The sequence below is a fragment of the Herbaspirillum sp. WTB6 genome, from assembly GCF_057457785.1.
In genome coordinates this window covers 191167-210371 of sequence record NZ_CP176522.1, presented here as the reverse complement: position 1 = coordinate 210371, position 19205 = coordinate 191167, and the positions used below count along the sequence as shown (strand labels likewise).

Genomic DNA, 19205 nt, shown 5'->3' with positions numbered 1-19205 from the left:
CACAGCCAGGCGCCTGCCTACCGTCACTGCTTGCCGTGCGCCATGCTTGCCGCGTCTTTGCGCAAGGTCTTGCCATACCTGACGAGCGCTGCTTCGAAGTCCGGGAAATCCTTTTGCTTCATTCCTTCCGCCCGCCACGCGGCCATCAATCCATCGAGCACGCGCCTGCCGTCCGTGACCTCGTCTGGCAGGAAGCCCAATGCCTGCGCCGCCGCGACGACCAGTCCCGGCGGCATCGGCGCAGCTTTGGACCAGATGCCGCGCAACTCGCGCAAAAAGATGTTCACCGTAACCTCCCCAATCCCCTTGCCGAGGTTTCTCAAGCGCTGCTCCAGGTCGGAAGCATCCTTTGAACGCTGCTGCAATGCATTCAAGTCGCCACCGTACTGCTCCAGCAGTGCGCGATTGACGTTCAACAACTTGGTTGCAGTCTTGAAGTCGTACCTGGTGTAGCCGCCGCGATCGAGAATTTCAACCAGCTTGTCCCAGCCGGCCTCCAGGATTTTGCGGGCGGATAGCACGCCGGCGCGCTCGAACTCGCGGTAGGTGTGGATGACGATCGTCTCGGATATTCTGGCGCCGAACAGGACGGCGGCAAGAAACCATTTATCGATTTCGGATGACTGTCCCGAGTCCAGATCGATGCCCAGCTGCCCAGCATAGGAGCCGCCGAATTGCTCAATCACTTCCGCTGCCCGCATCACGCTTCCCTACCCTAGGCGATATCTGGCGCTTGCGCCTGGGAGCAACGGGTCCTTGGTCATGTACCGTCGTTGATCGTTTTTGCCGCGCTCCTTGCGCTAGCCACTCGCGGATCTTTTCATACACTTCCAAGCGCCCGAGAAGGTCAAGATGATGGATGCCGTAAGCCACCCATTGCCGCGACTTCGGGAACGACAGGGTGCGTGACCGCTGTGGATGACGCCCGAGTGCGGTGTCGAGCGGTACTATCCCGTCTCCGAGCAGCCGATCGCGGAGATCGCCGGCCCGTCGGCCAGTGGTTCCGGCGATGGTGTAGCACTGCACCCCTTTCGGTAGCGGCACCGGCCGCCTGTCATCGCCGGCATGTTCGAAGCGGTCGCGTCCCTCCCAGTCTTCATCCAGCAGGTTGCCGTAACGCAGATCGGTGATGCCGGCACTGCGAATTTTTCCCAACCGGGCAAACGGCGCCGTGTATGCGCTGCGACCAAGGACGGCCGTCAGCCAGTTGCCCCCTCGTTCGAGCGGTGCGCCATGATGTGGTGTGCCGAGGAAGATCATCTTTCCGAGATGCTGGAGCCAGACATGACCAGCCGCCTTGCCGTAGTAGCAGGCGCTGCGGGCAACCAGGCCTCCCATGCTGTGCCCAAGGATTGCCATCTCGCTGATGGGAACCGGCCATTGCTTCACCAATGCCTCCATCAACGCGGAAAATTTCCGCCCATTGGCGGATACATGTAGGCCGCTGTTGTAGTGCAGGTAGATCGGCGTATATCCCAGGTCGCGGGCAAGCGCCGCGCCATGGTCATGGCCACCCCGGCGCCATTGCAAATCACACCTGCACAGCCCATGGATCAGTATCAAAAGCTTGCCGTTCGCCTCCGGAATTGCAGCTGCCAGCGCTCGCTTCCTCAACGACAGCGGTTGACCGTTGTGGCGCAACCGCATGTCGATCGCCAGCGAATTTCCTGAATCGGCGAGGTAATCGCCCATCAGGCCGTTCAGGATGGCGAGCGCCGTCTCCCGCTCGGTTGACGACGCCTTTTCGCCGGGTGTCGTCGCCGACCTGGCGAGTAGGAGGTCGCACCAGCGGCTTACGATATGCACGGACACCCGCAGGTTGCGGTAGGCGTATCCGGTGATTGCGCCAGTCGCACCTTCCGGAAACGATGCGCGAATGATTTTTCCGTGCAGTGCCTCGACCAGATCCAGCATGCCTTCGATCGCAGCTACCGCGAGCTGGCTGACTCCACGGAGGTCGGATGCGTGGAAATGGCCATTTTTCACCATTGCAGACAAGAGTTCCGTGTTTGTTCGGAGACGGAGAGCGACATGACGATGTATATCGCCGCCGTCGATTGCGCCGCCTACCTGGAATTCGGTTCGGGCTCAGCCGCATGGGCAGCCTGATCTTCCTCGTCCTTGACCACCCGCCGCAAGACCTTGCCTATATTGGATTTCGGCAACGGCTCGTCACGAAACACGACGTACTTCGGCACTTTGTATGCGGTCAGATATTTTCGGCAATGTTCAATCAATGCTTCGGCAGTCAGCGCAGAGTCCTTTTTGAAGACAACAATCTTTACCGCCTGCTCGGAGCGTTCGTCGGACACCGAAATGGCGGCCACTTCAAATACGCCTGGATGCATTGCGGTCACATCTTCGACCTCGTTCGGGAATACCTTGAAGCCGGATACGACGATGACGTCTTTCTTGCGATCCACCAGCTTGACGTACCCGCTTTCATTCATGAAACCGATATCCCCGGTACGCAGCCAGCCATCGTCCGTGAATACGCGCGCCGTTTCCTCCGGCTTGTTCCAGTAGCCCTTCATCACCTGCGGGCCGCGCACGCAGATCTCCCCCAGTTGCCCAAGCGGCAACTCTCCGCCGGCGTCGTCAAGTATCGCCACTTCGGTAGACGGCACCGGAAGGCCGATGGTGCCAGTGTATTCGGCAATGTTCAGCGGGTTGGCGCATACGATCGGAGAGGTTTCCGTCAAGCCGTAGCCTTCGATCAGCGGTACCCCGAATGTTTGATGCCACTTTTCGGCAACTGCGCGTTGCACCGCCATTCCGCCGGCAACGACCACTTTCACATTTCCGGCATCCACCTGTCCTATGTCGGGTGCGTTCAACAGTACGTTGAACAAGGTGTTCACGCCGATCATCGCGCTGAAACGGGTGTGTTTCAATTCCTTGATAAACGCAGGAATATCGCGTGGATTGGTAATCAGTACATTGTTCGAGCCGAGCCGAAAGAATGCCAGCGTGGCAGTCAGCGCAAACACGTGATACAGCGGCAGCGGAATGATGGCGGTCTCTGCTCCCTCCTTGAGAACGCCGGTGACCCAGGCTGTGGTCTGCTGCAGGTTGGCGACCATATTGCCATGGCTGAGGATCGCGCCTTTCGGCACGCCGGTCGTGCCCCCGGTGTATTGCAGGAATGCCATATCGCCGGCCTTCAGGGCAATCTCGTTTAGCGCCATATCCGCGCCGCGCTTGAGCGCATCGGAAAACGTCGCCGCCCCCTGTATGTGCCACTCCGGCACCATGTGCCGGATATGCTTGACTACCAGGTTGACGATTTGCGCCTTGGGAAAATGCAGCATGTCGCCGACACCGGTGGTAATCACATGGCGCACCGCGGTATTCGCCAGCACCTCCTCCAGGGTGTGTGCGAAGTTGTCCAGTACCACGATGGCGGTTGCGCCCGAATCGGTCAGTTGATGTTCCAGCTCGCGTGGCGTGTAAAGCGGATTGGTATTGACGATCACGCATCCGGCACGAAGAGCACCGAACAATGCAATCGGATATTGCAGCAGGTTGGGCATCATGATGGCAATCCGCTCCTCCCTGGACATGCCGGCGACATTCTGCAAATAGGCTGCAAAGGATCGCGACAAGTCATCCAGCCTGCGATAGGTAATCGTGGTGCCTTGATTGCTGAACGCCGGCAGGTCTGGATACCGCTCGCAAACCCATTTCAGTACGGCATTCAGCGAACTGAATTCGTCAAGATTGATTTCTGCAGGCACGCCGGGTGGGTAGCTCTTGAGCCATATTTTTTCCATGGCTGACCTCGTTAGCGTAAATGAAGCAAGGTGGTGCAGATCTGCCCGGGAGCATTCGCCTGCTCTCGGCCGCGCGTCGCAAGGATGGATCATTCGTGAATGATCGTCTTGGCGTCAAATCGGAGCGCGAGATCGAATCTCGCCAGAAATACATGTCGGTCCGGGATAAGTATGCGCCATCTGCGCCATCAATCTCTCGCCGCACTCTGATCTGGATCAACGCTTGGAGTCGGCCAAAGGCCAAAGTATCTGCGGAGTGACGTCGAACAGGCATCGTTCGGATTGCATTCGATTGGGCGAAGCTGAGGCAACCGAACGCACTGCAGATGGCGATTCAGCTCGGTGTACCGACCAATTTCAATACACGAAACCATGAAGGAGTGAAGATGCCTACCAAACCAGCCAAGACGGATATGGCCCGTCGCCATGACGAGGGAAAAGCGGTGCGCAGCAGCAAGGCCGGCGTCATCAACAACGGTCAGTTGGCTGCTGTTGAGCACGCAGGACACGCGGTCAGAGAGGGGGTCGTGGGCAGCCTTTCGGCGCTTAGCACCATCGAAGCGGATATTGCGACCCTGGTCAGAAAAACCGTCTCCGACACGCTGCGCACCGGAGGCTCCGCTGCCGACGAACTGGTGAATGTCATCCGGCATGTCGTCATGGGTGCAATCGAGGCAACCGAGCAAGTTGGTAGCGGGTTGACCATGAGCACCAGGAGCGTCGCCAAGGGAATTGTGATGGGCGTGCATGACGTCGGCGGCGATGTCGTCACGGCATCATCCGAAACCTTGCGCTCGATCATCAAACATGCCGCCAGCGCGGGCGCCGACGTCGGCGTTGTGGCACGGCAGGCCGTGGATGGCGTGATCGAAGCGACGGTTGAAACCGGCGGAAATATTGCCGAAGTCGGCAGGAAAGCGATCGAAGGAGCCATTGAAGAAGCCGGAAACGTCGGCAACATGGCCGTGAAGACCGTGAAGGATGTGCTGATCGGCATCGCCGCCAGCCTGGGCGAGACCATCGGCGCCGCCCTGCCTCACCACGCGACGGAGCCACATCCGGCGCATGCGGCGAAAAAGCCGCGTCACAATTGACGGAGTACTCTGGGGATCGGCTGCCCGCTCGCTCCCCGGCGCAGTGACGCCTGGCGCCCTGGGCGCATTATCCGCCGCTCGGCCATGGCATCATCAGTGCCTTCAGTAGCAGTGTTTTGAATTCACCGGCAAAACGCTGCGTAATGACATCGGGGTGAGGTACTCGCTGCGTATCGGTGACGACGCCGAAGCCGACTTGCCCGGCATAGCTCAGGATGCTGACCCCAATCCCGATGCCGCCCGATTGTGGCACCCAGAACATTTGACGCGTCATGCGCTTGCCGGCGAAGTAGCGCGGCTGTTCCGATCCGCGCACATTGGTGATGACGACGCTGGCGTTGGCGGCCAGGGCTTCCAGCACTCTTTCCTTGATGAATTCAGGCGCAACCCCCATCCCGGCGAGAATGCCGAGCGCGACCAGGGGCTGCTGGGACCCCTTCAGTTCCCCCATTCGTTTATGCACTTCGAGGACGCGCTCGATCGGGTCCTCCAAACCGATTGGCAAACTCAGGAACACCATTCCGAAGCGGTTACCCAACTCGGTGATCCGTCCCGGCGGACGCAGGTTCACCGGTACCAGCGCCCGCACCTCGAGCCCTTCCACTGGATCGCCCTGTTCCAGCAGGTAAGTGCGCAGCGCGCCCGTGACGCACGACACCAGCACGTCGTTGACCGAGCATTTCAAGACTTCGGACAGCGCCTTCACTTCAAATAGCGGCAGCGGCTCGGCCCAAGTGACACGTTTCATCACCCCGAGCGGACCCTTGAAGCGGGTTGGAGAATCCGGCGCCATGTTCGCAATGAAGCCAGCCTGGTAGGCAAGATCGGCCCCGGTCTTCGCATAGTCGATCGCGTGGGATGGATGCGCCAGCAAGTCGCGTCCGACCTCGGCCAGCGCCAGCGAGGAGCGGACGGCGTCGCCGATGGTTTCGGTTACGGGACCGAAGATCCGTTCCCAGGCGCTGCGCCGGGAAGCGGGGCCGGCAATGTCCTCGCTTGCCGGATGCGGCTTGTCAGGGTCGGTGTCGGTCATGGAAGTCACGACATGCATCAATGCGAATCCATCGCCATAGCAATGGTGAATCCGCATCACGATGGCGCTGCCGCCATTCACGTTGTCGATCAGGTGGTACTGCCACATCGGCTTGCTGGGGTCAAGCGGCGTGCTGATCAGATCGCTGGTCACCGCCTCGAGCGTGCCACCCCTCCCGGCGTCCGGCAGGGCGATGCGGCGCACGTGCCATTCGAGATCGAAATTGGGGTCGATTTCCCAATGCGCATTGCCACCTTGTTCGACCACCCGCTGGCGAAAACGGTGAAAGCACAGCATGCGGGTGCGAACGACTTCCTTCAATTTCTGCAATTCCACCCGATCGGCAAACATCATCATGCCGCAGATCATCATCAGGTTCGTCGGCCGGTCCATGCGCAGCCACGCAGTATCGATGATTGAGAGTGATTCTTGCTCGTTCATGGTTGAACGCCGGAAAGAGTATTTTTTGAGAATGGGATGGACATATCAGAGGTGCACACCGCGCAAAAGTTGCTGCATCGCCAGCAGCTCCGCGGACGCTTCATGCTCTTTCGTTTCAGCGCCTTTTTCGCCCATGGCCTCCGATTCCGGGAACAGTCGAAACGCGGTATTCAGCACGATCTGCCCCAGTCGCGGGGCCAAGGCATGGACTCCCTGGCCGGCAATGCCGACCCTGGTTGCGATGCGCACCGGCTTGCCGACGATCGCCTGCACCACCAGATCCGCGGCTTCCTCTGGCGCCAGCGCCGGCACGTTACGGTAAACCTTGGTCGGCGCGATCATCGGTGTACGCACCAGCGGCATGTTAATGACTGTAAATTTGATGCCGACGTCGGCGAATTCCGACGCGGCACAGTAGGTCCAACCCTCGAGCGCCGCTTTCGAGGCGACGTAGGCGGAGAAGCGCGGCGCATTGGTCAGTACGCCGATGGAGGAGATATTGATGACCTGCCCCGATTTTTGCGCCGCCATCTTCGGCAGCAACCCCATCGTCATGCGTAGCGCACCGAAGTAATTCAGTTGCATCGTGCGTTCGAAATCGTGGAAACGATCGTAGCTCGCTTCAATGCTGCGGCGAATCGAGCGGCCGGCGCTATTCACCAGAATGTCGATGTGTCCGTGATCGGCAAGCAGAATCTGCAGGAAGCGGTCGCAATCCGTCATGTCGGCAAGATTGACCGGATAGGTCGCGACGTCGAAGCCTTTGTCATTGATTTCCTTCTTCGCCGCGGCCAGTTTCGCTTCGTCGCGCCCGCAAATGATGGTTATCGCACCGGCCTCAGCCAGTTTATGCGCGGTCGCCAGGCCGATTCCGGACGACCCGCCGGTAACTAGGACGATCTTGCCAGCAACCTGTCCGCGCAGGCTGCGATCGACAAAGAGATCGGGATCGAGGTGACGCTCCCAGTAATCCCAGATACGGTCTGCGTACTGATCGAGATGCGGGCAGGCAATCCCACTTTCCTTCAGCGCCGCCGCGGCTTGGCGGTTGTCGAAGCGGGTCGGATAGTTCACGAACTGCATGATGCCGTCAGGCAGTTCGAGGTCTTTCATGATGGCGTCTTTCAGGCGGCGCACCGGCTTCAAGGATGCCACGCCTTTCCGGATTCCCTCCGGAATGAAGCCGAACAGCGCGGCATTGATGCGCAAGCTCATGGTTGGCGCATGAGCGGCATGGGCAAAGATATTCAATACGTCGCCCACCCGCTTCGGTGCCGGATCGGTCAGATGGAAACACTGACGGTCGAGCCCGGGCTGGTGTGCGATGTAGGTCATCGCCGCGATCACATAGTCGACCGGGACGATATTGATGCGGCCGCCCTCGATGCCGATGGTTGGCATCCATGGCGGCAGCAGCCGGCGAATGTGCTGGATCAGTTTGAAGAAATAGTAAGGGCCGTCTATCTTGTCCATTTCCCCGGTGTGCGAGTCGCCCACCACCAAGCCCGGCCGGTAGACCCGCCAAGATACGCTGCATTCGTCGCGCACCACCCTCTCCGATTCATGCTTGGTCGAGAAATACGGATGATCGAAGTTTTCCGCCTCGTCGAACATGTCTTCGCGAAACATGCCCTCATAAAGGCCGGCCGCGGCAATCGAACTGACATGCTGAAAACAGCCGACTCGCAGTTCATTGGCCAGTGTCACCGCGTTGCGCGTACCTTGTATATTGGTCGCCACTTGTTCGGCGGCATCGGCCCTCAAGTCGTAGATCGCCGCCAGATGGAAAAAATGATCGACGGTTCCCGACAAGGTTTTCCAATCCTGGTCCGAAATGCCCAGTTTGGCGGCGCGCACGTTGCCAAACACCGGAATCGCACGTGACTGATCGACTCCCCAATAGTCCAGCAAGGCCGGCAGCTTGTCGCGACTTTCTTCCCGGATCAGGAACCAGACCTCGGCGTCTTTCGACGCCAGCAGTTTCCTGACCAGCCTTTTGCCGATGAAACCAGTCGCGCCGGTAATGAAGTAGCGCATGGTGCCTCCTCTGACTAGTGGATCTGCCAACCGCAGCGGCTTGCCCAATTTCGGCCCATACCAGCCTATCCATTCGCCGCATGACCGGGAGGTGGAAAATCAAATGACGCTGGGACGATTGGCCAGTCCTTCGTCGGCAGCACATGCGTTTTGGTACCACGCTTACTATAACTCCGAGGTTCCGGGCAAAGCCAAGATATGGATCCATTGCATATGCGCTATGTCAAAGGCGAACGGTGCAAGTAACCGGGCCATAATGACAAATAATTGATATGGTGTACCTGTGAATAAATGGGATGGGGCCCCAAGGCAATCATTCCGCCTTGATTCAGTTCATGACCGGAGCGTTTCATGCCCTACAAGACCATTCTGGTGCATCTGGATGAATTTCAGGAAAATGATCAACGCATCCAAATCGCCGCCAATATTGCAAACGCTGAAAATGGCCATTTGGTCGGGTTGGTGGCAATCGGGCAGTCGAATTTTTTGAAAGTCAGTGCGGAGGCTCAGGTCACCGCGCAAACCATCAGCCTCCCGGCGAACGTTGTGCTTGAACGGTTCGAGAGCGCTGTCCGTCGGTTCGGTGTCGCCTCGTTTGAAACACGCCTGATCGATGGCGAAGCCGCGACCGGCCTGAGCGCCCACGGACCCTGCTGCGATCTGATGATTTTGGGAAAAGGCGGCACGGCTGAGGCTGATTCTCGGCCAGCGGCAAGTGTCGATGCTCTGCAGTACGTCGTCATGAACGGCGGATGCCCGGTGTTGATCGTTCCCGGCGCCGGTCCGTCCAGAATTCCCGGCCGCCGCGCGCTGGTCGCCTGGAACGGCAGCGCGCATGCGGCGCGAGCCGTCAGAGGCGCGCTTCCCTTGCTCAAGCAGACCGCAGCCGTCGATGTCGCCGTCGCGACTCCCGCGCCCCCGCAGCGCGCGAATGGCGAGGAAGTCGGAGCCGACATCGCCCTTTATCTGGCGCGGCATGGGATCAGTGTGGAAATCATTCCGGAAGCATATGGGGCCGACGCCGGCCATGCCTTGCTGGCGCTGGCTGCCGAGCGTGCTTCGGACTGGATGGTGATGGGCTGCGTGGCGCATCAGCGTTACCCGGGAGTCTTGTTGGGTGGCGCGACGTGTGTGGTGCTGAATGAGGCAACGATCCCGGTTCTGATGTCTCATTAGCCCCTTGGGCGCTGCTATCGCTTGCCGCCGGGTGGTCATGTCCGCAGAAACGCATTTCCTTGATGCCGATCCGGCCGGGCGATTACGGCAACAGTACCGCTGCACCGTCGAAGCCCCCTTCCCGCAGGGATGCCAAGGCCTGATTCGCCTCGCGTAGCGCAAAGGCGACCGGCACCGTTTTGATATCGACCTGCTGCGCAATGCGGAAAAATGCCTCGCCGTCGGCGCGCGTCAGGTTGGCTACCGAACGCACCGTGCGTTCACCCCACAGCAAGGCATAGGGGAAACCGGGAATGTCGCGCATGTGAATGCCGGCGCAAACGACAGTTGCCCCTTTGGCGGTGGCCGCCAATGCCTGCGGCACCAGCGCGCCGTCCGGGGCGAAAATAAGGGCACCATCCAGCAGCGCCGGGGGTGCCGTGCCGGCATCGCCGGCCCAGACGGCGCCGAGCGAACGCGCAAAGGCTTGCGAGCGCGAATCGCCGGGGCGCGTGAACGCGTATATTTCCTTGCCTTGCGCCAATGCCACCTGAACGATGATGTGCGCCGCCGCGCCAAATCCATACACGCCCAGGCGCCGCGCCTCCCCGGTCATGGCGTAGGCGCGATAGCCGATCAAACCCGCGCACAGTAGCGGTGCCGCATGCATATCGTCATACCGCTCGGGCAGGCTGAAACAATAGCGCGCATCGGCAAGCGCATATTCGGCGTAGCCGCCGTCGCGGTCATAGCCGGTAAATATGGCGTCATCGCACAGGTTCTCGCGCTGTGTCAGGCAAAACCGGCAATAACGGCAACTGCCGGCCAGCCAGGGCACGCCCACCCGTTCCCCCACCGCGCATTCGTGAGCCAGTTCGCCGACATGGACCACCGTTCCCACTACTTCATGTCCCAAAATCAACGGCGACTTATGCAGAGGCAATTCGCCATCGAGAATATGCAGATCGGTGCGGCACACGCCGCATGCGGTAACCCGCAACAGAACTTCAAAGGGGGACGGAAAAGGAATGGGCATGCGCACTGCGCGTAGCGGCGTGCGCGCTGCATCCAGCACCATCGCGCACATGGTGCCATTGGTAAATTTGGCTGTCCGATCATGCTGCATGCCGGTACTCATCGCAAATATTCTTGCCGAAATCAATTGGCGGAGCGTGCGTTTCGTCAAATCACGGCCTGTTCGACGCAGTTTGCCATCCTTCCCATGTCGGCCCTGCTCCGCTTGCGGTGCAAGCGCATTACACTCAAGTTTTTTGACCCGCGAGCGCTGCCAACATCATGGAGGAAACCAATGCTGATTACAGCGGATAAATCGGTCCTTGTCCTGGTGGATCTGCAGGAAAAATTGATTCCCGCGATCCATCAGGCGGATGCGGTGATTGCCGAATGCCTGCGGCTGGCGAATGTCGCCAGGCTGCTCGGGGTGCCGGTCCTCGGTACCGAGCAGACTCCGGCCAAGTTGGGGGCAAATCTTGAAGAGATCCGGCGGCTTTGCGATAGAACCGTGTGCAAGACTCATTTCGATGCCTGTGCCGACGGATTGCTGGAAGTCCTGCCGCCGGAACGCCGCAGCATCGTCGTGGCCGGCTGCGAGGCGCACGTCTGCATGTTGCAAACCGCACTGAGCTTGCTTGAATCTGGGTACGAGGTGTGGATTGCCCGCGATGCCGTGGGTTCACGCCGGCCGGGCAATCGTGACGCGGCGCTGGAGCGCTTGCGGCAAAACGGTGCGCAACTGGTGACGGCGGAAATGGTTGCGTTCGAATGGTTGCGTGACAGCAATCACCCGCGTTTCCGCGAAGTGCTTGGGATGATCAAGTAACGGCACCACTTTTCTGGGCGCCGCCGCATACCGGACTCCATAAGCATTGGCAAACGGCGGCTTCGCCCGAAAAACCGATCAGAAACTGGTGCGTACCCCCACGATCAGATTACGTCCCGGTTGCGGGGCCAGGTCTTTCAACACCGAAGTCGCGATGCGGATATCCTGATTCAGCAGGTTCTTGGCGATCGCGAACCAGGTTACGTCGTTGGCCCGATAACGCTGGGTGTACGACAGGTTGGCATCGAGCTGGGTATAGGCTGGCGTGACGGTGGTTTCGAAGCTTGCGAGACGATCCTGGGCTTGCGCGCGCATGGCCGACAGGCCGCTGCGCCAGGAACCCCGCCGGTAGCCAGCCTCGACGCCAAAACGCATGGCTGGTTGCAGCGGCAGGTTGCCGGCCTCATCCAGCGTACCGCGCGAGGTGTCGGCAAAGCCTCTCAATGACAGGCCGGGACCGCGCAGGTTGTAGCTGATTTCCGCTTCCGCGCCGCGGATCGTGGCGTTCGCTTGCGACCAGAAGCGCTGCAGAAATTCGCCGTCCGCTTCGACCGCGCCGCTGCCGTCGACGCGCGTACCATCGGCGCGGCCGAAGACGAAATTGCCTACCCGGTTCTGGAACAGGTTGGCTTTCCAGCGCACCAGGCCGGCGGTTTTTTGCAGGCTGATTTCAAGGTTGCGCGACATTTCCTTTTGCAGGGTCGGGTCGCCGATATCAAAGGTGGCGGTCGATTCGTGGGGCCCGTTCGAATACAGCTCTTCGACCGCCGGCGCGCGTTGCGCAATCGAGAGCGTGGCGCCGAAGGCGTAGCCGGGCGCGAAGGTCCACAGGCCGCCGAGCGAGTACGATCCCAGGTTGAAATTGCGATGCGTCAATCCCGCGCCGGCTTCGGGGCGACGCTTGACCGATTCCAGGCGCATGCCGGCGCTGGTGCGCAGCGGACCGAAGTCGCGTTCTTCCACCAGGAATCCGGCCAGCGACGAGGATCTGGTCACCGGCACCGTATCCGGCAAGTCGGTTTCGGCCGAAAGCGCCGAAAAGTTGCCATCTTCCGTCTGCATCCCGAAGGTACCGCGCCAGCCATAGAGCGGCAGGTGGGTCAGCTCCCAGCGGGTTTCCGAGGTGTTATGGGCGAACTTGGTCAACGGCGTGCCGTCCTGGGCTTTTTCGCTGTGTTTGTAATCGGTTGCGCCCAGCTTGAATTTGAAGGACTCGAAGCCGGAAAACGGCTGCTTCACCAGGCCGTCCAGGTCATAGCGAGTCTGCGACAGATCGATGAACGATTTTTCCGTGGTCGGAATGCCGTAGTGGTCGTTCAGGGCGCCAACCGAAGCACCAATGTGACCCCAGCCGGCGATATACGATGCGCCGAGCCCAAGATTGTTCTGGCGGATGAACGAATTGGGTAACCGGCCGAAAGGCGAATCCCGCCGGCTCAGCGCGGCCGAACCGGGGATTCGGTAGTCGCCGGCGTTACGCAGGCTGCCGTCGACGTGCAAGCCGATCGAGCCGGCAGCGCCATCGACCGACAGCGACAGATTTGCACCGTGATCGACCGAGCTGGTGCGCAGCTCGGCGTCGCCGCCCGGCTGCGGCAATAGCTCGGTCGGAATGCGGTCGTTGATCACGTTCACCAGGCCGCCGATGGCACCGGAGCCATACAGCAGCGCCGCCGGTCCGCGCAGGATTTCGATCTGACGCGCAGTGGCGCCATCGGCGGCGACCGCATGGTCGTTGGACAGGCTGGAGACGTCCGACACTGACATGCCGTTTTGCAAAATCTTGACGCGCGGGCCTTCCAGGCCGCGAATGATCGGGCGCGACGCACCGGCGCCGAAGGCGGAAGCGGAAACACCGAGTTCCTGCGACAGCGTATCGCCAAGCGAATTGCCGAGCTTGTTGCGCAATTCGTCGCCGGACAAAACCTTGGCCGGCGCCAGTATCTGCGCGCCCTCGCCGGCCTGGAACGGAGTCGAAGAAACGACGACTTCGGGCAGTACCTGGTCGTCGGCTTGAGCCTGGACGGCGCCGGACATGAAGGCGAGCGCGGGCAGGACCGCCCGCGCCAGTAAGCTGCATTGGACGTGCATGATGATTCTTTCAAAAGCGAAAAGGAGTGCGGCCTGCCCGCGCTTTCATGAATCAGCGGGGCAGATCAAGATCAGGAGAGGCGAAGCGCGGAATTTACGCGGCAGGCGGAGCGCGGGAGAGGAAATGGGGGGAAAACGGTGCACGCCAGGAGGCGGGTGCAAGCCATAGCACCAGTGCGTGCACATTGGGCAGCGGCGGCACGGCGAAAAGCGCGCTGTGAATCGTGGCGGCAAGCGCGGCGGCATCGAATGCAACGCACGAGTGATGCGCGGCATCCCTGAAATTTTCCGAATCCGAGGCGGCGTTGATTCCCTGCACGCCAGCATGAATGATTCGATGATTGAAGCCGCTCCATTGCGCCAGCAGCAGGGCCAGCACCAGCAAGCTGGCAAGAACCTTGTGATTCCCGCGTGGAAGAAAGCGTTGCAGCGGCATGAAACGATCAGGTGGCTCGTTGGCCTTGTTCAGGGATAAATGCAACCGGGTTGCGAATATTAGCATTTACCGCGGTGCAAGCGAGACCATGATCGACTTGGCGTGCATTACCCGAAGTCGCTGTCAAGCTATGGCCGAGTGGCCGGAATAGCGCGTTGCGCGGCAGGGCTGGTTACCTGCAGTACCCTATACTCCACATATCAATGGCTTTTATGGCCAATGAATATTTAGCTTTAACCACATACTCTTGTCGCGGTTGGTGGGCGTCGCTCCCTTTTTTCCGGTGTCCACGAGTCAGGCGGTCGTATTGATGGTTTGCCCCAGATGTGGTGGCAGGCTGACCGCTTCCACCGGCGGCAGGGTAGCAAGGAGCGCACTGGCCGTGCCTTGCTGAATTTGCATCGCCTTCTTCAAGACAGCAACCGATACAGCCTGATCGTTGCGCTGCTGCGTCAGACTGGTTGCCAGATGGGCAATGTTGTTGATTTCCATCACTCTCCCCTCTTGTCGTCGATCTATGGTTAACGGCAGGCACTCCGCCTTCTTGAATCACCGCATGTCGCCGTGAGGCAAGAGCGCGGGCGTCCTGCCATAAAAATAATGGTGGCGAGGCGAGAAACGTTCCCGGGTTTTGTCAGTCCACTATTTACATGAGCCTATTTTTTAGGGGGGCGATGATGAATCAAGGCAATGGCACGTCGACGCACAACGAGCAGCAGGCCAGTTTTTATCAGAGCCTGGTCGCCTTCACCAAGGAACATCGGGCTACGCATTGGAGCGGACCTTTTTCCGAATTCCTGGAAAAAATCGTGGTGCTTGACCCGCGCGGCGTCGCGCGCAATTCCCACCAATACATGTGGGACATGATTCGCTGGACGCGGGCCGACGAAGCCGGCAAGCCGCACTGCAAGCTATTCGACGAGGAACTGTTCGGTATCGAACCGTCGATCGAACGCGTGGTTGATTATTTCAAGGCTGCCGCCGCCGGCTCGGAGGTCGGGCGCCGCCTGCTGCTGCTGCTCGGGCCGCCTTCCGGCGGCAAATCGACGCTGGTGATCCTGTTGAAGCGCGGCCTGGAAGAGTACAGCTACACAGACGCCGGCGCGCTGTACGGAATTGCCGGCTGCCCGGTGCACGAGTCGCCGCTGCACCTGGTGCCGCATACCTTGCGGCCCTCCTTCCGCGAGACTTACGGCGTTGAAATCAACGGCGAACTGTGCCCGTATTGCCGTGCCCGGCTGGAACAGGAGCACAACGGCGACTTCATGCAAATGATGGTCGAGCGGATTTTCATTTCCGAGGCCGGCCGTGTCGGCATCGGCACCTATGCGCCGCACGATCCGACCACCGCCGACCTGGCGGATCTGGTCGGATCGGTCGATCTGTCGAAGGTGGCCGAATACGGCGACGAGGGCGATCCACGCGCCTGGTCGTGGTCGGGTTCGGTGTATGCGGCTTCCCGCGGCATGCTGGAAATGATCGAAATCCTCAAGGTCAAGCGCGAATTCCTGTACCTGCTGTTGACTTTGACCCAGGAAAAAAACGTCAAGGTGTCGCGCTTCCCGCTGATTTACCTGGACGAGGCGATCCTGGCGCATACCAATCTGGCCGAGTTCCGCCGCTTCCTGCAGGAGAGCGAGAACGAAGCTCTGCTGGACCGCATGGTAATCATCCAGGTGCCGTACACGTTGAACTACAAGGACGAAGCGCGCATTTACAAGAAGCTGATTTCATCGGCGGCGCCGGCCTTTCGCGAAGTCCATCTCGATCCGCACGTGCTGCACGCGGCAGCGGTATTCGCGACGCTGACGCGCCTGCATGAAGGCGATGAAAAGGAAACCGAGCTGGTGCAGGCGGTGCGCATCTATGGCGACGAGGAAGTGGAAGGCGTCAACCGCGCCGAGGCCGAGCGCATCCGGCAGCGGATGCCGGAGGAAGGATTGGGCGGCGTTTCCCCGCGTTTCGTGATCAACGCACTGTCGAACGCCATCATCCAGTCCGACGTCAAGAGCCTGACCACGATGAGCGTGCTGCTGGCCCTGAAGGATGCGATCGAAAGCGACGCCCGCATCGATCCGAAGAAAAAACGCAAATGGATCGATTACCTGGTGCTGGTGCGTAAATATTTCTATAACCGCTGGGCCAAGGAAGATGTGCACAAGGCGCTGTTCGTTTCGTTCGAACAGGAGGCGCAGGACCTGCTCGACAAATATCTGGATGAAGTCGAGGCGACCCTGGATAACCGCCAGATCAGGGATCCGATCACCGGCGAGGAGCGCAAGCCGGACGAGCGTTTCCTGCGCGCGGTGGAGGAAAAGATCCACGTCTCCGATTCGGGCAAGCAATCGTTCCGGCAGGAAGTGGTACGCAAGGCGATGGGCGCCTACAAGCGCGGCGAAAAATTCACGCTGGACAGCCACGCCCAACTGCACGATGCGGTCCAGCAATACCTGTTCGAGCAACGGCGCGACATCTTGCGGCTGGTCAGTTCCAGCGCGCGGCCGGATGAAGAGGTCAAGCAGAAAATTTCGGTGGTCGAACAGCGGCTGGTGGACGAATACGGCTATGACAGCCATAGCGCGCGCGAGGCGCTGAATTATGTCACCACGTTGTTGTCTCAGGAATAGCAACGTACGGCGCAAGGCGGCTGCCGGTTGGCACCGCCTGCAGCGCCTGACGGCGAGACAGAGGGAGCTATGCGAAATTTCAGCGCGATGGGTACGGAGTCATCCTGGTATGAATTGTTTTCACGCGGTGCCCGGGACTGGCTGCGCCATAACCAAAAGGTGCGCGAAGCGGTCCAGGAGCATTTGCCTGAACTGATCGCCCAGCCCGATATCCTGACCGGCTCGCAGCAGCGCACGGTGCAGATACCGGTGCACTTCCTGGAACATGCGCACTTCCGTTTGAACGACAGCGCGGAATCGCGCGCGGCGGCCGGCCAAGGCGCAGGCCAGCCGGGCGACGTGGTGCACACGGTGCCGCCCGATTCCGGCGCCGACGCCGGCGAAGGTGGCCATGGCGAAGGCGAAGTGCAGTTGCTGCTGGAGTTGAACGTCGACGACATCATGGACTGGCTGTGGGAAGAAATGCGCCTGCCGGAACTGCGGCCGAAACACAATACCAAGCTCGACGAGCAGCAACTGGTGCGCGAAGGATGGGACAAGCGCGGCGCCCGCGCGCGCCTCGACCGCCGGCGCACCGTCAAGGAAGCCGTCAAGCGGCGCGCGCTGCAGAAAAATCCGCTGCCGTTTACCGATGACGATCTGCGTTTCCGGCAACTGGCACAGCGCCGTCAGGAATCGACCAACGCGGTGGTCTTCTTCGCGCTCGACGTGTCGGCCAGCATGACGCTGCAGGAACGGCGGCTGGCAAAGAATTTTTTCTTTTTCGCCTTGCAAGGAATCCGCCGCCAATACGCGAAGGTCGCGATCCGCTTCATTGCCCACACCACCCAGGCATGGGAATTTTCCGAGGAAGATTTTTTCCAGGTCACCGGCACCGGCGGCACCGGCGCCTCGACCGCATTCAATCTGGCGCTGCAATTGATCGACGCAGAATTTCCGCCCGATCAATACAACATTTACCTGTTCTATGCATCGGACGGCGAGAACTTCACGGAAGACCATGCCGCCGCTGCCGGCAGCCTGGCCAAGCTGGCCTCCCTGTTGAATTACATCGGCTATATCGAAACCGCGCCCGGCCTGCTGCGCTCCGGCGAAACCGAGATGAAGGCGATCTGCAGCGAACTGGAAGGAAGCGGGGCGCTGATCCATACCAGCGTGCTGACGCGGCAGGAGGATGTGTGGCGCGCCTTGCGCAAATTCTTCATGCAGCAAGCGGAACAAGCGGAGGCCGCATGACGAGCGCAACCACGACCCTGCCCGGGAAAGACCTAACCGATTATGCACAGCGTATCGAGCAACTGGCGCTGCGCCTCGGGCTGGACTTTTACCCGGTCGATTTCGAACTGGTGCCGACCAATTTCATGATGGAGATTGCCGTCTACGGCTTGCCGATCCGCATGCCGCACTGGTCCTTCGGCATCCGCTATATCCACCAGTTGATCCGGCAAAACATGGGTCACTCCCACATTTTCGAAGTGATGTTCCCCGGCGACCCCTGCCATGCGTATCTGGTCGACAGCAACAGCCTGCCGGAAAACACGCTGGTCACCGCGCACGTGCTGGGCCATGCCGATTTCGCCAAGAACAATCATCTGTTCATGCGCTTCATGCAGATGGCCGGCGGCCATATCCTGGAACAGGCAGCCGAGCGCGCGCACCGCATCGAATCGGCCGCCGCCGAATTCGGCGCCCGGCGGGTGGAGGCGGTGCTGGACGCCGCGCTGGCGCTGGAGCCGCACGTGGACGTGAATGCCGATCTGCACCGACCGCTTTACCCGCAAGCGGCGGCAACGCCGCCCGCGCGCCCTGAACGCGGGCCTTTCGAGCAGCGTTTTCACAAGCTGCCGGGCGAAGCTGCGCTGGCGCTGGCGCCGGAGCCACCCGCCGCGCCCAGCCGCCAAGTGCCACCACAGCCCGAATACGACCTGCTCTGGTTCATCGCGCAGTACGCACCCGAAATGGAGGGCTGGGAGCGCGACATCTTCCTTGCGGTGCGCGAAGAATCGTTTTATTTTTACCCGGTTTTCGCCTGCCAGATCATGAACGAGGGCTGGGCCTCGTACTGGCATGCGCGGCTCTTGCGCGAAGCGGATTTCCTGCCCGACGAGGTGTATTTGTCGGCGATCAAGTCGCACTCGGACGTAGTGCGGCCCTACGCCAGCGACAATCAATTGGCGCTGGCGATCAATCCCTATCACCTCGGTTTTTCGATGTGGGAGCAGATCATCGAAGACAAGGGTCTTGAGGCGGCGCGCCGGATTTGCAAGGAAGAGGACGACTTCGGCTTCATCCGCAATTACCTGACGCCGGAGCTGGCCGAACGCCTTGACCTGTTCGTCTATGAAACCGAAAAGGACGGCGATATCCGGATTCAACAGCGCGACATCCACGCGCTGCGCGAAGCCATCCTGGCGCCGAAGTTCAACTATGGCGCGCCGCGCATCGCCGCCACCCACCTGCATTCGGACGGCAGCCTGGAATTGACGCACGATTACCAGAGCGATGGCCGCGGGCTGGATCTGGCTCGGGCGGAACGGGTGCTGGACTATATCGCGCGCGTCTGGCGGCGGCCGCTGACCCTGCATACCATCAGCGAGAGTGGCGCCACGCGCGAGTTGGCGACGCGCCGGATCTAGTATGGAAGGAGTGGGTTCAGGTTACTCTTCCCAGATACTCCC

15 protein-coding genes are annotated in these 19205 nt (G+C 60.4%); 6 read left to right on the top strand and 9 right to left on the bottom strand.

The window, feature by feature from the left end; genetic code table 11:
• Nucleotides 1–23 precede the first annotated feature (23 nt).
• From ACK2VC_RS00930 to ACK2VC_RS00920, 3 genes are all read right to left on the bottom strand, one after another.
• The gene (locus tag ACK2VC_RS00930) at nucleotides 24–686 is read right to left on the bottom strand and encodes a hypothetical protein (RefSeq protein ID WP_486731726.1); all 663 of its coding nucleotides are present in this window, start codon (nucleotides 684–686) and stop codon (nucleotides 24–26) included.
• Nucleotides 679–1989, bottom strand: a complete 1311-nt coding sequence (locus ACK2VC_RS00925; protein WP_486733286.1) for an esterase/lipase family protein — start codon at nucleotides 1987–1989, stop codon at nucleotides 679–681. Before ACK2VC_RS00925 ends, ACK2VC_RS00930 begins: the two co-directional genes overlap by 8 nt.
• A gap of 77 nt (nucleotides 1990–2066) precedes the next feature.
• The gene (locus ACK2VC_RS00920; protein ID WP_486731725.1) at nucleotides 2067–3866 is read right to left on the bottom strand and encodes an AMP-binding protein; all 1800 of its coding nucleotides are present in this window, start codon (nucleotides 3864–3866) and stop codon (nucleotides 2067–2069) included.
• 233 nt (nucleotides 3867–4099) lie between these two features.
• On the opposite strand from ACK2VC_RS00920, the gene ACK2VC_RS00915 reads away from it, so the two are divergent.
• A complete protein-coding gene (locus ACK2VC_RS00915; RefSeq protein WP_486731724.1) occupies nucleotides 4100–4867 on the top strand; it encodes a hypothetical protein in 768 nt (255 codons plus the stop codon).
• A 67-nt stretch (nucleotides 4868–4934) separates the two neighbouring features.
• On the opposite strand, the gene ACK2VC_RS00910 is transcribed toward ACK2VC_RS00915, so the two are convergent.
• Nucleotides 4935–6341, bottom strand: coding sequence for a WS/DGAT/MGAT family O-acyltransferase (locus tag ACK2VC_RS00910; protein WP_486731723.1), 1407 nt, complete (start codon nucleotides 6339–6341; stop codon nucleotides 4935–4937).
• 45 nt (nucleotides 6342–6386) lie between these two features.
• Entirely contained in the window at nucleotides 6387–8378 is a 1992-nt protein-coding gene (locus ACK2VC_RS00905; protein WP_486731722.1) for an SDR family oxidoreductase, read from the bottom strand.
• A 351-nt stretch (nucleotides 8379–8729) separates the two neighbouring features.
• Here ACK2VC_RS00905 and ACK2VC_RS00900 point away from each other — a divergent pair, with 351 nt between their 5' ends.
• Nucleotides 8730–9554 (top strand): universal stress protein, encoded by an 825-nt coding sequence (locus ACK2VC_RS00900; protein WP_486731721.1) that lies wholly within the window; start codon nucleotides 8730–8732, stop codon nucleotides 9552–9554.
• An 82-nt stretch (nucleotides 9555–9636) separates the two neighbouring features.
• On the opposite strand, the gene ACK2VC_RS00895 is transcribed toward ACK2VC_RS00900, so the two are convergent.
• Nucleotides 9637–10620 (bottom strand): zinc-dependent alcohol dehydrogenase family protein, encoded by a 984-nt coding sequence (locus ACK2VC_RS00895; RefSeq protein WP_486733285.1) that lies wholly within the window; start codon nucleotides 10618–10620, stop codon nucleotides 9637–9639.
• A 222-nt stretch (nucleotides 10621–10842) separates the two neighbouring features.
• On the opposite strand from ACK2VC_RS00895, the gene ACK2VC_RS00890 reads away from it, so the two are divergent.
• The gene (locus ACK2VC_RS00890; protein ID WP_486733283.1) at nucleotides 10843–11373 is read left to right on the top strand and encodes an isochorismatase family protein; all 531 of its coding nucleotides are present in this window, start codon (nucleotides 10843–10845) and stop codon (nucleotides 11371–11373) included.
• 78 nt (nucleotides 11374–11451) lie between these two features.
• Here the strand turns inward: ACK2VC_RS00890 and ACK2VC_RS00885 are convergent, their stop codons facing one another.
• From ACK2VC_RS00885 to ACK2VC_RS00875, 3 genes are all read right to left on the bottom strand, one after another.
• A complete protein-coding gene (locus ACK2VC_RS00885) occupies nucleotides 11452–13464 on the bottom strand; it encodes a TonB-dependent receptor (protein WP_486731720.1) in 2013 nt (670 codons plus the stop codon).
• 94 nt (nucleotides 13465–13558) lie between these two features.
• A complete protein-coding gene (locus tag ACK2VC_RS00880) occupies nucleotides 13559–13900 on the bottom strand; it encodes a hypothetical protein (RefSeq protein WP_486731719.1) in 342 nt (113 codons plus the stop codon).
• A 294-nt stretch (nucleotides 13901–14194) separates the two neighbouring features.
• On the bottom strand, nucleotides 14195–14392 hold the full coding sequence (locus tag ACK2VC_RS00875; RefSeq protein WP_486731718.1) for a YjfB family protein: 198 nt from the start codon (nucleotides 14390–14392) through the stop codon (nucleotides 14195–14197).
• A gap of 182 nt (nucleotides 14393–14574) precedes the next feature.
• Here ACK2VC_RS00875 and ACK2VC_RS00870 point away from each other — a divergent pair, with 182 nt between their 5' ends.
• The 3 genes from ACK2VC_RS00870 (at nucleotide 14575) to ACK2VC_RS00860 (ending at nucleotide 19163) form a co-directional block, all read left to right on the top strand.
• On the top strand, nucleotides 14575–16527 hold the full coding sequence (locus tag ACK2VC_RS00870) for a serine protein kinase (RefSeq protein WP_486731717.1): 1953 nt from the start codon (nucleotides 14575–14577) through the stop codon (nucleotides 16525–16527).
• Between the two features lie 69 nt (nucleotides 16528–16596).
• A complete protein-coding gene (locus ACK2VC_RS00865) occupies nucleotides 16597–17763 on the top strand; it encodes a DUF444 family protein (protein ID WP_486731716.1) in 1167 nt (388 codons plus the stop codon).
• On the top strand, nucleotides 17760–19163 hold the full coding sequence (locus ACK2VC_RS00860) for a SpoVR family protein (RefSeq protein WP_486731715.1): 1404 nt from the start codon (nucleotides 17760–17762) through the stop codon (nucleotides 19161–19163). The genes ACK2VC_RS00865 and ACK2VC_RS00860 overlap by 4 nt, the downstream gene beginning before the upstream one ends.
• The last annotated feature ends 42 nt before the right edge of the window (nucleotides 19164–19205 follow it).